Here is a 13,516-nt window from a genome sequence, read left to right as displayed (position 1 = left end):
CTAACGAAGGACGCAGGCGTAATAATCGCCATCTTTGGTTGCATTAGTTGGAAACTCAGGTAAAATCTTCCGGCTTTCTATCTGGGACTCTTCGCGAACACGGGGTTCCAGTTTTTATTTTTGCTTCAAAGCAAATCATTAGAGGATTGAAAACGCATGGTTACCATTCGTTTAGCTCGTGGCGGCGCAAAAAAGCGTCCATTTTACAACATCGTTGTTGCTGATAGCCGTAACGCTCGTGACGGTCGTTTCATTGAGCGTGTAGGTTTCTTCAACCCATTGGCCCGTGGCCAAGAAGAAACATTACGTTTAGACCTAGCTCGCGTTGAGCACTGGGTTTCTAACGGTGCAGCTGCTACAGAACGCGTAGCAAAATTGATCAAAGACGCTCGTAAAGCAACTGCTTAATAGCGTTAAGGTATAGATTGATGAGCAGTAACCAACAGCCAGTCGTACTGGGGAAATTAGGCTCCTGTCATGGCATTAAAGGTTGGCTGAAAATCACCGCCTATACCGATTCTGTTGAAGGTATCTTTGACTATTCGCCTTGGCTTATTAAAGAAAATGGTGAGTGGCGCGAAATAAAGGTCACCCAGTGGCGTTATCAAGGCAAGGCCGTTGTTGCCTTACTTGATGGCGTAGAAACACGGGAGCAAGCGCAAATGCTCACAAATTGTGAGATTGCGATTTTGCCGGAACAGATGAACGATTTGCCAGCAGATGAATTCTACTGGCGTGATCTCATCGGTTGCGAAGTGGTCAATACAACTGGCTATAACATGGGAATTGTCGATCAGATCGTGGAAACAGGATCGAACGACGTATTACTCGTTAAAGCCAACGCTAAAGATAGTTTCGGCAAAGTGGAACGTATGATCCCCTTTGTCCCTGAGCAGTTCATCAAAACGGTGGACCTGCAAGGTAAACAGATTTTAGTGGATTGGGATCCTGACTTCTAAGTCGAGGTACAACAGATGTGGTTAGGGGTAATAACCCTGTTCCCAGAGATGTTCCGTGCCGTGACAGACTTTGGAGTTACGGGTCGAGCCGTGAAAAACGGCCTGCTCGAGTTGCACACGTGGAATCCCCGTGATTTCACCCATGATAGACATAATACGGTAGATGACAGGCCTTACGGCGGTGGTCCCGGAATGTTGATGATGGTGCAACCCTTGCGCGATGCCATCCATGCAGCGAAAGCTGCAGCGGGTGAAGGTGCGAAGGTGATTTACTTGTCACCTCAAGGACGCAAGCTGGATCAGCAAGGCGTCACTGAGTTGGCTCAATCATCACGTTTGATTTTGGTCTGTGGTCGATACGAAGGTATTGATGAACGCATCATTCAAACGGAAGTGGATGAAGAGTGGTCGATAGGGGATTACGTGCTTTCGGGCGGCGAATTACCGGCGATGACTCTGATAGATTCAGTATCGAGATTGGTTCCTGGCGTGCTAGGAAAACAAGCTTCGGCGGAGCAAGATTCTTTCTCCGACGGTTTACTGGATTGTCCACATTACACTCGCCCTGAAAGCCTTGATGGTGTTGACGTACCGGCAGTGCTGCTAAGTGGCAACCACGAACAAATTAGACTCTGGCGTTTACAGCAAAGCCTTGGTAGGACTTTACTGAGACGGCCAGAATTATTGCAAAATCTAGCTCTGACTGACGAACAAACGACTCTATTAGCGCAGTTCGTTGAAGCAATGAACAAGCATGCTTAGTCGTAGCTCAGTTAATTCTAGAACGGAGTAAGTTATGAACAACATCATTAAAATGCTCAACGATGAGCAAATGAAACAAGACGTACCTGCGTTTGGTGCTGGTGATACAGTAGTAGTTCAGGTTCGTGTTAAAGAAGGCGATAAAGAGCGTTTACAGGCTTTTGAAGGCGTTGTAATTGCTAAGCGTAACCGTGGTCTGCACTCTGCATTCACAGTACGTAAAATCTCTAATGGCGAAGGTGTTGAGCGTGCTTTCCAAACGCACAGCCCACTGATCGCTAGCATTGAAGTTAAGCGTCGTGGTCGCGTTCGTCGCGCCAAACTGTACTATCTGCGTGATCGTTCAGGTAAATCTGCACGTATCCGTGAGAAGCTGGCAACTAAGTAATAGTTACCGCTACAGAAAACAAGACGTAGTGTTCGCACAGAAAACCGCCCTAGTGGCGGTTTTTTGTTGCTGTTTTTTGAGTATTTATACTTGATCTAAAGAGAATGAACAGGCATAGTGGTCGCCTAATTGTAATGGTGTAGCATTACAAAAGTACATTGCGATGGATTTACGCTATTTTTCTTCCGAAATGAATGCCCAAGCTGACTTGAAGTCCTGCTTCGATAACTGGGTTAAACACTAAGTCTTAGGTGGTAAGCATGCAACAAGATACGATTAACAACGTACACATTAGTTCAGAGAAAGTTTTAATCACGCCGCAAGAGCTTAAAAATGCCTTGCCACTTTCTGAGCATGCTTATCGTTATATCCTCAATGCCCGCAAAACCGTGGCTGATATCGTCCATAAACGTGACAATCGAGTATTGATCGTCACTGGTCCTTGCTCCATCCATGATATCGCCGCCGCTAAGGAATACGCTTTAAGGCTTAAAACCTTGCACGATGAACTCAGTGATGAGTTTTACATCTTAATGCGAGTGTACTTTGAAAAGCCGCGTACCACGGTAGGTTGGAAAGGCATGATCAACGATCCTGATATGGATGAATCCTTCGATGTCGAAAAAGGCCTGAAAATGGCCCGTGAGCTGATGATTTGGTTGGCCGAATTAGGGCTACCAGTCGCCACTGAAGCGCTTGATCCTATCAGCCCTCAGTACATTTCTGAGCTAGTGACTTGGTCGGCCATCGGTGCCCGCACCACTGAATCGCAAACCCATAGGGAAATGGCATCGGGTCTTTCTATGCCAGTTGGCTTTAAAAATGGCACCGATGGTAAGCTCGATGTCGCGATTAATGCGCTAAAGTCGGCGGCCAGCAGTCACAGATTTATGGGCATTAACCAACAGGGCCAAGTCGCCTTATTACAAACTGCGGGCAATCCCGATGGTCATGTGATTTTACGTGGCGGTGCAACACCCAACTACGATGCCGCAAGCGTGGCTGAATGTGAGGCGCAGCTTCATAAAGCCAAACTCAATGCACGTTTGATCATCGATTGCAGCCACGGCAATTCATCCAAAGACTACAGCCGCCAAAAGCCTGTGTGTGAAGATGTGTTTGAGCAGATTTATAACGGCAATAAATCGATCATCGGCGTTATGCTTGAAAGCCATTTAAATGAAGGCAATCAAAGCTGTGATAAGCCATTAAGCGAGTTAGCTTACGGTGTATCTGTGACAGATTCCTGTATTAACTGGGAAAAAACAGAAACCATTTTACGTGACGGCGCGGTGAAGTTATCTTCAATACTCCCGGCACGCTTCGATATGCTTAAAGTAGCTAACGCTTAAATTGGCTATAGCTTAATGGACTCAGGTATGAATGAAAAAACAACGGCCGAATTAGAGCATCTTCGTGGCCTGATTGATGGTGTCGATCAGCAATTACTGCATTTACTGCGTAAGCGCTTGGATCTCGTGGCGCAAGTGGGCACAGTGAAACACGGCGCCGGTTTACCGATCTATGCACCGCAGCGTGAAGCCGCCATGCTCGCTAAACGCCGCGAAGAAGCGAAAAACATGGGGATTGCGCCGCAATTAATTGAGGATATTTTACGCCGCTTGATGCGCGAGTCTTATCTCAATGAAAAAGATGTAGGCTTTAAGCAAGTTAAAAAAGATCTCGGCTCAGTGGTGATTGTCGGCGGTAAAGGGCAACTCGGTGGACTGTTTTCACAAATGCTGACCTTATCTGGCTACCAAGTGAATCTGCTCGATAAAGATGATTGGCAGCAAGCAGATAGCCTATTTGCCGATGCGGGCATGGTGTTAGTGACAGTGCCGATAGCGATTACTTGCGAGCTTATTCGCGAAAAGCTGACCCAATTACCAGCCGACTGCATTCTGGCGGATTTGACCTCCATCAAGACAGAGCCGGTTAAAGCCATGCTTGAGGCGCATTCTGGTCCTGTCGTCGGTTTCCATCCTATGTTTGGTCCCGATGTGGGCAGTCTGGCGAAACAAGTTGTGGTGGTGTGCCACGGTCGCTCGCCGGAAAAATACCAATGGCTACTCGAGCAGATTGCCATTTGGGGCGCGCGGATTGTCGAAGCAGAGCCTGAACGTCACGACAGTGCAATGCAGTTAGTGCAAGCGATGCGCCACTTCTCGACCTTTGTGTATGGTTTGAATCTGTGCAAGGAAGAAGCAGATATTGATACTTTACTGCAATTTAGCTCGCCAATTTATCGCTTAGAATTGGCTATGGTAGGGCGCTTATTCGCCCAAAGCCCAGAGCTTTACGCCGATATTATTTTTGCCCAGCAAGATAGCCAACATGCAATCGGTGATTATTTAGATAACTACCGTGAAGCGTTAGAACTGCTAAAACGCGGTGACAGGAACGAGTTTATTAAGCAGTTCCAAAGCGTCGCTAAATGGTTTGGGGATTTTGCCCCTCAATTCCAGCGCGAAAGCCGTATTATGCTGCAATCGGTCAATGATATGAAAACCAATTAATAAAGAGTAAGTTACTCTTAAAAACGCTCATCATTGACGGGCGTTTTTTTATGGATTTTTGGCAGGTTTTATTGCCTTTATTAGTGATTACTTAAGGTGATCGTTCTCTAATATTTAGCATCCCATTTTAAAAATGACTGTCGCTTATGGCGTGTTTAGGTAGACTAATTTTAAACATGCAAAAATAAAGCATGAATTTAAATTAGGAGTCTATCCATGTTCTGTATTCAATGTGAGCAAACCATTCGTACACCCGCTGGCAATGGTTGTAGTTATTCCCAAGGTATGTGTGGCAAGTTGGCGGCAACGTCAGATCTACAAGACTTGCTGATCTATATGCTGCAAGGCGTGTCTGTTTATGCCGTTAAAGCCCGCGAGCAAGGCATTATCGATGCTGAAATTGACAGCTTCGTGCCTAAAGCCTTTTTCTCTACCCTTACCAACGTCAACTTTGATGACGAGCGCATTATGGCCTATGCGCAGCGGGCGGCTAAGTATCGAACTCAGCTAAAGGCATCCTACGAAGCGGCTTGTGAACAAACAGGCATTGTTGCTGAGCAAGTGCCGCAAGTCGCTCAGTTAGTGCTGGGGACCAGTAAGGTTGAAATGCTAGCGCAGGCACCGATTGCGCTGCTGAATAAAGATAAGCATGACGTTCATGAGGACATCATGGGGTTAAGACTATTGTGTTTATATGGCCTTAAAGGTGCTGCTGCGTATATGGAGCATGCCCGCGTGTTGGGGCAGACTGATGCCGATGTAGCAGGGCGCTTCCATGAAATCATGTCTTTCTTAGGTGAGCCGAGTGTCGATGGCGATAAACTATTTACCACGGCGATGGATATTGGTCAGTTGAACTACCGCATTATGGCGATGCTTGATGCGGGTGAAACTCAGGCCTTTGGTCACCCTGAACCTACAGTGGTCAATACTAAGTCAGTTAAGGGCAAGGCAATCCTGGTCTCTGGTCATGATATGAAGGATTTAGAGCTTATCCTTGAGCAGACCGTCGGTAAGGGTATTAATGTGTTTACCCACGGCGAAATGTTGCCCGCACTGGCGTATCCTGCCTTTAAAAAATACCCGCACCTTGTCGGAAATTACGGCAGTGCTTGGCAGAATCAGCAGCAAGAGTTTGCCAATTTCCCCGGTGCTGTGGTGATGACGTCCAACTGCATTATCGACCCCAATGTGGGCAGTTATAGCGATCGTATTTTTACCCGTAGCATTGTTGGTTGGCCTGGTGTGGTGCATATCGAAGGCGATGATTTCTCTGCTGTGATTGATAAGGCGTTAGCACTAGAAGGTTTTATCTATGATGAAATCCCCCACACTATCACCATTGGTTTTGCCCATAATGCCTTGATGGCGGCGGCGCCAGCAGTGGTTGAAAATGTAAAAAGTGGCGCGATTAAACACTTCTTCCTCGTTGGCGGCTGCGATGGTGACAAGGCCGACAGAAGCTACTTTACTGAACTTGCTAAATCGACGCCGAAGGATTCATTAATCCTGACCTTAGGCTGCGGCAAGTACAAATTCAATAAACTCGAATTTGGTGACATTAACGGTATTCCACGTTTACTCGATGTGGGCCAGTGTAACGATGCCTATTCTGCAATTCAGTTAGCGATTGCATTAGCTGAAGTATTCGAATGTGATATCAATGAATTACCATTGAGTTTAGTGCTCTCTTGGTTCGAACAAAAAGCCATTGTGGTGTTACTGACACTGTTATCACTCGGCGTGAAAAATATTCGCACAGGCCCGACGCCGCCTGCATTCTTAACCGCTAATCTCGCTAAAATTTTGGAAGAAAAGTTTGGCTTACGCAATACCACCACAGTTGAGGCCGATTTAAAGACCATGTTGAACGTGGCGTAAATTAGTCGGTGCTCATTGCTGAAGTCCGCTGGACATCGTGGCTTAAATCAGCAATGAGTCGTTGTTTAACTGCGGTTTTTTTTCGGTTTTGCCGAGGGTTAAACCGCAGTGTGTTGCAGGTAAGAATGCTATGAATGCGATAAATTTGAGTGTGATGACAGAGGCAATATCAGCTTTGCCCCATAAACATGAGAGTGTTAGTCCATTGGTGCACGCCGAGCCAGCGCGAAACGGACCAGTGCTTAGCGAACTGGTGTGCATTGAGCGCTGGAATGAAACCGTCGATGTAGTGAGTTTTCGTTTTCAAGCGGGAGAGCCGATGAAGTTTGACTATAAACCCGGCCAGTTTATGACCTTTGTGCTCGAGATTAGCGGCGAGCAAGTGTGCCGCAGTTATACCTTGTCCTCATCGCCATCGAGACCCTATTCCTTGATGGTGACGATTAAGCGTGTTGCGGGTGGACTGGTGTCTAATTATCTTATTGACCACTTGCAGCCAGGCCAGCGTGTGCGAGTGCTGCCACCTATGGGTCAATTTAACTTAGTTGATATCCCCGCGACGAAATACTTGTTTTTGAGTGCCGGTTGCGGCATTACGCCCATGTATTCGATGTCGCGTTATTTAACTGACACTCAAATTGATGCCGATATTGCCTTTGTGCACAGTGCGCGTTCAGACGCTGATATTATTTTTAAATCGTCATTGGAGACGATGGCGAACCGCTTTAATGCGTTTAAGCTCAGTTATGCGCTGGAGTCGGCGGCAGCATCACTTTTATTCTCTCCAAAGATAAGTTTTGATATAGGGCGATTAACTGCGCAGATGCTGCAAACCTTAGTGCCTGATGTTGCTGAGCGAACGGTTTATCTCTGCGGGCCCGAGCCTTATATGCAGGCGGTAAAAGCGTTATTGGCCGAATTCAACTTTGATATGAATCGGTTGCACCATGAGAGTTTTGCCACGGCCGAGAAAGCCGCACGTAATAAGCTCATGCAAGCAAAGTCGCCTACAGAAGCAGATGAAAATTCGCAAGCAGGGGCTTTTACTTTGCCTACTTTTAACTTAACCATTGGCGATCGCAGCACAAGGCTAACACAAGGGCAGAGTTTACTTGAGGGAATAGAGTCTGAAGGATTACCGATTATTGCTGCCTGTCGTTCGGGCGTGTGCGGCGCCTGTAAATGCCAAGTATTGGAGGGAGAAACCGTATCGACGAGTGTGATGACGCTCAACGCCGCGGAAATTGACGCGGGTTTTGTACTGGCGTGCTCTACAACGCTAACATCCGATGTGACACTTAAACTCTAGCGCGCTGATTAATTAGTGACAGTTACACAGGGCTTATCAGGCTTATTCTTAAATGGATGGAAATATTTCTAATCCTTAGTTGCGCTTATCTCAGTGAGAACGTAAGGTTAATGACAAGGGCGTATGATGTTTGCGCCCAGTCTATTAGTCTGGCTGGAGTCTCTCAATGACAATGACAACCACTTATGCCGCAAAAATTGAAGACCGTTCTCTTGGGCATTTGTTGTACGCCTTGATGTCGGGCTTTCCCTTATTATTACTCCCCGTGCTGCTAAGTTTGTTGATTAATGTTTCCCAACGTCAATCCCATGGTAATCCATTATTAGCGTCGCATTTGCGTTGGCAACGGCATTCTAATGTCGCCTTTCTTGGCTTGTTAGTGCTGGGCTATTGCGTGCCGTTAACTTGGCTCAGTCTTTCGATTTATCTCTTTGGGATCATTTGGTTTTGCCACAGGATCATTAAAGGGTGGTTAAGTCTATTGGATGGTTTAGAAATCTAAACTTGTGCTAGAGTCTCTAAATTGATGATTTTTAGAGGCTCTTATGTCCAGTTACCAAATTCTGTGTATCCTCTGCGCCTTGGCGCTAGTCATTTCAGTTATCTCTTCACGCGTCCATAAACTGCAGGAAACTGTGGCCATTACGGCTATCGCCCTAGGCATGAGTTTGTTATTACTCCTAGGGGGAAAGGCCTTAGGCGGGCATGTTTATCTGTATTTTGTCTCAGGCTTAGAGAAGCTCGATTTTCAAGCCTTGCTGCTCAATGGCATGTTAGGTTTTTTACTCTTTGCCGGCGCATTGCAGATCCGTTTAAAAATACTGAGGCATCAGAAGTGGGAGATTTTAATCCTCGCCTTTGTCAGCACTTTATTATCGACCTTTATCATAGGAGGACTGTTATTTTGGGTCGCGCCTATGTTGGGTCTACCGCTACAACTCAGCCACTGCTTGCTGTTTGGCGCCTTGATTTCGCCAACCGACCCCATCGCCGTTTTGGCTATTTTAAAGAAAATGGGCGCGCCGGAAGATATTGCTATCCAAGTTGAAGGTGAATCTTTATTTAACGATGGCATAGGGTTAGTGATTTTTGTGGCGATATCGCAACTAGCCTTCTCTACTGAACCGCTGACGTTTATCCATATCTCTGAGTTATTTATTCGTGAGGCGTTAGGCGGGGTTATTTATGGTGGCGTTCTTGGTTTTCTGCTGCATCATTTTTTCCGCTATTGCGAGGAAGAAACGCAATTGATGTTGGTCACTTTGCTGATCCCAACCGCGGGATATGTGATGGCTGAAGTGTTTGGGGTTTCTGGGCCTTTAGCTATGGTGAGTGCAGGTATCATCATAGGTAATTTCAGTGTGCCTAAGTTTTTTGCCCGCCACGAGCGAGTGAAACTACTGACATTTTGGTCGCTGATTGAATCTTTCTTCAATGCATTACTCTTCCTACTGCTCGGCTTACTGCTTTTGTTAGTCACTTTTAAAGCGCCGTTGTGGTGGTTTATGTTTGTGGCGATTCCATTGGTATTATTGGCGCGTGCCGTGAGTGTGTTATTACCTTATTTGGGCTTTAGGTTGTTTAAGTCTTACAACCCCTATGCAGAGACGATTCTGATTTGGGGTGGTTTAAGGGGAGGATTAGCACTCGCGATGGCGATGAGTTTACCTGAGGGGATTGTCATCGATGCTATTGGTGGTGTGGAGTTGAGGGAATTATTGTTAGTGATGACCTATGCCGTCGTCGTATTTTCGATTCTAGTGCAGGGCTCTACTATGACAGGGCTTATCCGCAGGAGTAATGCGGTTACCGAACCATCGAGGGCTGTTGGCTCTTCTGAAAATGCATAAAGGATGATTGGGCAGCGATAGTAAACAATATTAAGCCTGCTAGTCATCACGCTGACTTGCAGGCTTAATTCAGTCAATCAGGGATAAAATAAGTGCCTTTTATCCCTGAATACACTTCGAACTAACACCATTTCACTTTAAATTAAATCACTCAAGATCAAAGTTTTAAACCGCCCGATATAATTCCCGCACTACAGCGCTAATTAAGTTAAGCGACTCAGAGTCATTATTGCTGTCGAGTGGGCAATTGAGTATCAATCCATCCACTTTAAGCTGCTTAATACCTTGGGTTTGAACCAGTAGGGCATCGTCTGATACGGCATAGCTAGGGTTGATCAAAATGGGCAAATGACTCGTGGCTTTAATCTGGATCAGGCTCGTTAAATCGAGTGAAGGTAGATTGGCGTTATTTAAGGTTCTAATGCCAGAGTCACACAGGATCAGTTGCTGATTACCTTGGCTTAAGATCACTTCTGTTGCCGTGAGTAATTCTTCAAAACTTGCCATATCGTTACGTTCAAGTATCAAAGGTATTGGCAACGTACCCGCTTGAGTGAGTAAGGTTTGATTAAACATCTGCTTACCCGCTAGAAACAGCATATCGGCGTGCTGAACGGCTAATGGCATATCGGCTTCTTGCTCTATGGCAATAATGCACACTAGACCATATTGATGCAGGATTTGGCGCAGTTTAGCGAGGGTCAATTCCGCCATAGCCATTTGATTAACAGCATTAAGTAGAACCGCTTGGAATCCCGCTTCTTTAAGCTGTTTCACTTGCTGCTCGAAAGCCGATAACGCTAAGTGTGAAATGTCATTATTCAGCGTGATTTGCGCTATGGCACCGACATGCCCTGCACCGATTGTCATTGCACCGCAGTTGATCTCACTAGCTTGCTCTTTATAGGCTTTGCTATATCGAACAGGGCTGGTATTTACTCCATTCTCGCTGATGACTTGGTCCTTAGAGGTGCTAGGTTCAATCAGTAACTGGCTGTTGCTTAGCTGCGTGGGCTTGACTGTTTCACAAGGATAACAGCCTAATACTTTGATGAAACGGGTGAGCCGCTCGAGTTGCTTTAAACCCGCCTGCATAGATTCACTGGAGATATTCGCGTCGATATCTAAATAGAACATCTCTTCCCAAGGTGTTCCTGGGATCGGGCGTGACTCTAATTTGCTCATGTTTAACTGATGCGCCTTCAGAACCAGCAGAGCTTCCACTAAAGCCCCAGCTTTTTGGCCCGTCGCCATGATCAACGTGGTCTTAGCGGGTAACTGCTCTGGCACGGCAACCGCTTTGCGGGCAACAACGATAAAGCGGCTTTGATTGATCTTCTGATTCGCTAAGCCCGCTTCTATCGACTCTAGTTGATAGAGTGCACCACCTTCGGCGCTACCAATGGCTGCTGCACTGTTATCTGGACTTTGGTTTACCTTGTCCATTGCTTCTGCGCTGCTTGAGCAGTACTCCAGTCTCAAGTCTTTGTGCTGACTTAAATATCTGCTGCATTGGCTAATAGGCTGAGGGTGGGCATAGACAGTTTTGATGTCAGCTAATTTACTGCCAGCTTTTCCTAGTAGGCAATGGCTGACTTCAATCGTCGTTTCACCCACGATCGATAGACTGGTGTGCTGCAGTACATCGTAGACTTCGTTGATTGAACCCGAGGAAGTGTTCTCAATCGGCAGGAAACCATAATCAGCATGCCCAGACTCAACGGCTTGCACTATTTCATCGAAACTTTGGCAACCTAAGTCCAGCATTTCAACTTGGCGGCGTTGGCAATAGCGGGTTGCTGCGAGATAAGAGTAAGAGCCTCGTGCACCGAGGTAGGCGATACAATACTGCTGTTTTTGTGTTTCTGGGTTGGCACGGCCGTGAAGGTAAGCTTGTTGATTCAATACTGAATCTTCAATGATGCTTTGATAAAGGGAGATAACATAGTGGGCATCTAATCCCTTTTCTCTGCCTTCTTTCACCAGTCTAGCGAGCAGTTCTTTCTCCCTTTGAGTATCTCTGATGGGTCTGACATCCACTTCTTTACTACGGGCCACTTCTAGACTTAAGCGACGGCGCTCTGCGAGTAATGCCAGCAGTTCATTATCCAGATTGGTGATCTGCTCTCGGGTTTGATTTAAAGGCTGTGGTGTATGCATTCTGACCTCAATTGCCGCCATGTATTTTATCAATCGTTTAAGACAAAAAAGCCTCCCAGTTGGGAGGCTTTGGATTTTTACTTTCGTTTTTACACAGTAAATCCGCCTCCTAGAGTGGGGGTGTAAAAAAGAAAGTAAAAAAAGCTGCTGTTATCATTTTCATGGTCTTAAAACTAAAGGGCTAGGGCTTAGCTGTCAATCAAAACTTTCTCACAGACGGCCTAAAAAGAAAGCGCACCCGAGGGTGCGCTGGTTTGAGTATGAATATATGGTCAAGCGAGTTTATCCTCCTTATGGTCAGTGTGGGACAAGGTAAAACACTCGTTTATCTTACATTTACGTGTAACAGTAAAACGTTAACAACTCACTAGATAACGACTTGCATTTACAATGAACATTAACAAGTACTTTATGCGGCATAGCGTATAACATTGAAACTATGCAGTTTTGCAGTACCAGCGAACTTACGTTGACATGTCTTGCACTTATATTTTAACAATTAACACTTACATGGATCTATAACATTAAAAACTAAAACTAACAAAACGAACATTTAAAATAAACGATTTACGGCTCATTAGTTGTACTAGGTACATATTGCTGTAAAAACAGCTTAGCCTTGTCATGCGTTTAGGTCTTGCTACTTACATTGTTACTTTTCACTTTAAAACCTAACGTGTTAATACATGGAGCGTATAACAAATTCTCATTTACTGTTATTACATTTTTCGTCAAGTCTAGATGCCCTCCTTTTTAGTTGATAATTAAACGTTATTTAAGGTGTCTATAAAGTATCAAAACTCAACTAACGGTAAAAGTTAACGCATTACATAAATAAATATTTATACGATTTACAGTTTTTACTATACAAATAACACTAAGTAAACTAATAACTTTCAATAAAACCAACGTATTGCACTTACATTAAACACTTACATTAAATCTCATGCTAAAAACGCTAACTTGTATATCAGTGTAAATATGACTCACTTCAAATCACTAATCTACTTCTAACTAAATGTGACAGTTTATACCTCATTTATCTCAGTGTTTAGCACGAATTGGTGCCGACCCGTTTTACAATAAGCACTTTTGGTAATTTAGCTTTTTATCATGTGGCTTTTGTTTATGTTTACTTGTGCCTCCATTGTGGGTATAAAAAATTCGATAGTTAAAGGTTTCGCTAATGTACTCGTTGCGCTGTACTCGGCTCCTTATGTTTATTCTGGTATTCAGCCATGCCGCCTGTTTCTGGTGGTCATCCTGTTATTCGGTCAAAATTGGGCACTACTTTAGTGAATGCCAACATACTTGATTGTACCTAATATCAACAATATCAATATTATCAAATTGTTAGCTTTTGTGTTGCCTCCTTTCCAAACTTACTATTGAAAGTGGAACCTAGTTGAAAGTATAACGTTGAGCTTTTGAACGTGGAAATTATAAGTAAAATTAATCATTAACAGTAAATCTTAGAACTTAAAACCCTTAGTGCTTAAAACTATATAGCTTAGATTGGTCGTTCTCCTTAGTTATATCCAGTAACGTTATTTATAACTTAATATCTGTTAATCAATATATGTAAATCAAAATTTGAAACGATTTAAATTCGCACCACTTCGATTCTTGCTGTCACTTTGTAAAGTGTAGTAGGTATTTAGTCAAACGAACTGTTTTTTTTCATCATT

11 protein-coding genes and 1 other annotated feature are annotated in these 13,516 nt (G+C 44.7%); of the genes, 10 read left to right on the top strand and 1 reads right to left on the bottom strand.

Translation table 11 applies throughout. The features are described 5' to 3' along the window. Positions 1–156 precede the first annotated feature (156 nt). From rpsP to Q4Q54_RS05765, 10 genes are all read left to right on the top strand, one after another. Positions 157–408, top strand: a complete 252-nt coding sequence (rpsP, locus tag Q4Q54_RS05810) for a 30S ribosomal protein S16 (protein WP_006080788.1) — start codon at positions 157–159, stop codon at positions 406–408. A gap of 20 nt (positions 409–428) precedes the next feature. After that, positions 429–959, top strand: a complete 531-nt coding sequence (rimM, locus tag Q4Q54_RS05805; RefSeq protein ID WP_006080789.1) for a ribosome maturation factor RimM — start codon at positions 429–431, stop codon at positions 957–959. A gap of 15 nt (positions 960–974) precedes the next feature. Next, the gene (gene trmD, locus Q4Q54_RS05800; RefSeq protein WP_006080790.1) at positions 975–1,721 is read left to right on the top strand and encodes a tRNA (guanosine(37)-N1)-methyltransferase TrmD; all 747 of its coding nucleotides are present in this window, start codon (positions 975–977) and stop codon (positions 1,719–1,721) included. A 34-nt stretch (positions 1,722–1,755) separates the two neighbouring features. Continuing rightward, complete coding sequence (rplS, locus tag Q4Q54_RS05795) at positions 1,756–2,109, top strand: 50S ribosomal protein L19 (protein ID WP_006080791.1); 354 nt, start codon at positions 1,756–1,758, stop codon at positions 2,107–2,109. Between the two features lie 260 nt (positions 2,110–2,369). Continuing rightward, positions 2,370–3,461, top strand: coding sequence for a 3-deoxy-7-phosphoheptulonate synthase (locus tag Q4Q54_RS05790; protein ID WP_006085074.1), 1,092 nt, complete (start codon positions 2,370–2,372; stop codon positions 3,459–3,461). A gap of 27 nt (positions 3,462–3,488) precedes the next feature. Next, entirely contained in the window at positions 3,489–4,628 is a 1,140-nt protein-coding gene (gene tyrA, locus Q4Q54_RS05785; protein WP_012588257.1) for a bifunctional chorismate mutase/prephenate dehydrogenase, read from the top strand. A gap of 216 nt (positions 4,629–4,844) precedes the next feature. Next, the gene (gene hcp, locus Q4Q54_RS05780) at positions 4,845–6,509 is read left to right on the top strand and encodes a hydroxylamine reductase (protein ID WP_311987956.1); all 1,665 of its coding nucleotides are present in this window, start codon (positions 4,845–4,847) and stop codon (positions 6,507–6,509) included. Positions 6,510–6,639: 130 nt separating this feature from the next. After that, complete coding sequence (locus Q4Q54_RS05775; RefSeq protein WP_311987955.1) at positions 6,640–7,818, top strand: hybrid-cluster NAD(P)-dependent oxidoreductase; 1,179 nt, start codon at positions 6,640–6,642, stop codon at positions 7,816–7,818. A 166-nt stretch (positions 7,819–7,984) separates the two neighbouring features. Beyond that, on the top strand, positions 7,985–8,320 hold the full coding sequence (locus Q4Q54_RS05770) for a hypothetical protein (RefSeq protein ID WP_311987954.1): 336 nt from the start codon (positions 7,985–7,987) through the stop codon (positions 8,318–8,320). Between the two features lie 43 nt (positions 8,321–8,363). Continuing rightward, complete coding sequence (locus Q4Q54_RS05765; protein WP_311987953.1) at positions 8,364–9,668, top strand: sodium:proton antiporter; 1,305 nt, start codon at positions 8,364–8,366, stop codon at positions 9,666–9,668. A gap of 165 nt (positions 9,669–9,833) precedes the next feature. Here the strand turns inward: Q4Q54_RS05765 and Q4Q54_RS05760 are convergent, their stop codons facing one another. Next, positions 9,834–11,828, bottom strand: coding sequence for a chorismate mutase (locus tag Q4Q54_RS05760; RefSeq protein ID WP_311987952.1), 1,995 nt, complete (start codon positions 11,826–11,828; stop codon positions 9,834–9,836). Between the two features lie 41 nt (positions 11,829–11,869). Next, positions 11,870–11,986 (bottom strand) — a sequence feature (Phe leader region). Between the last annotated feature and the right edge of the window lie 1,530 nt (positions 11,987–13,516).

The organism is Shewanella sp. SP2S2-4 (assembly GCF_031932025.1).
Classification (GTDB): domain Bacteria; phylum Pseudomonadota; class Gammaproteobacteria; order Enterobacterales; family Shewanellaceae; genus Shewanella; species Shewanella baltica.
The sequence above is the reverse complement of the archived record's forward strand: the minus strand, read 5'-3'. Positions and strand labels throughout refer to the sequence as shown.

Excerpts from the sequence above, each read along its gene's own strand:
- hcp (WP_311987956.1), top strand. The coding sequence starts at position 4,845 with ATGTTCTGTATTCAATGTGAGCAAACCATTCGTACACCCGCTGGCAAT.
- Q4Q54_RS05765 (WP_311987953.1), top strand. The coding sequence starts at position 8,364 with ATGTCCAGTTACCAAATTCTGTGTATCCTCTGCGCCTTGGCGCTAGTC.
- Q4Q54_RS05770 (WP_311987954.1), top strand. The coding sequence starts at position 7,985 with ATGACAATGACAACCACTTATGCCGCAAAAATTGAAGACCGTTCTCTT.
- rimM (WP_006080789.1), top strand. The coding sequence starts at position 429 with ATGAGCAGTAACCAACAGCCAGTCGTACTGGGGAAATTAGGCTCCTGT.
- Q4Q54_RS05760 (WP_311987952.1), bottom strand. The coding sequence starts at position 11,828 with ATGCATACACCACAGCCTTTAAATCAAACCCGAGAGCAGATCACCAAT.
- tyrA (WP_012588257.1), top strand. The coding sequence starts at position 3,489 with ATGAATGAAAAAACAACGGCCGAATTAGAGCATCTTCGTGGCCTGATT.
- Q4Q54_RS05775 (WP_311987955.1), top strand. The coding sequence starts at position 6,640 with ATGAATGCGATAAATTTGAGTGTGATGACAGAGGCAATATCAGCTTTG.
- rpsP (WP_006080788.1), top strand. The coding sequence starts at position 157 with ATGGTTACCATTCGTTTAGCTCGTGGCGGCGCAAAAAAGCGTCCATTT.
- trmD (WP_006080790.1), top strand. The coding sequence starts at position 975 with ATGTGGTTAGGGGTAATAACCCTGTTCCCAGAGATGTTCCGTGCCGTG.
- Q4Q54_RS05790 (WP_006085074.1), top strand. The coding sequence starts at position 2,370 with ATGCAACAAGATACGATTAACAACGTACACATTAGTTCAGAGAAAGTT.
- rplS (WP_006080791.1), top strand. The coding sequence starts at position 1,756 with ATGAACAACATCATTAAAATGCTCAACGATGAGCAAATGAAACAAGAC.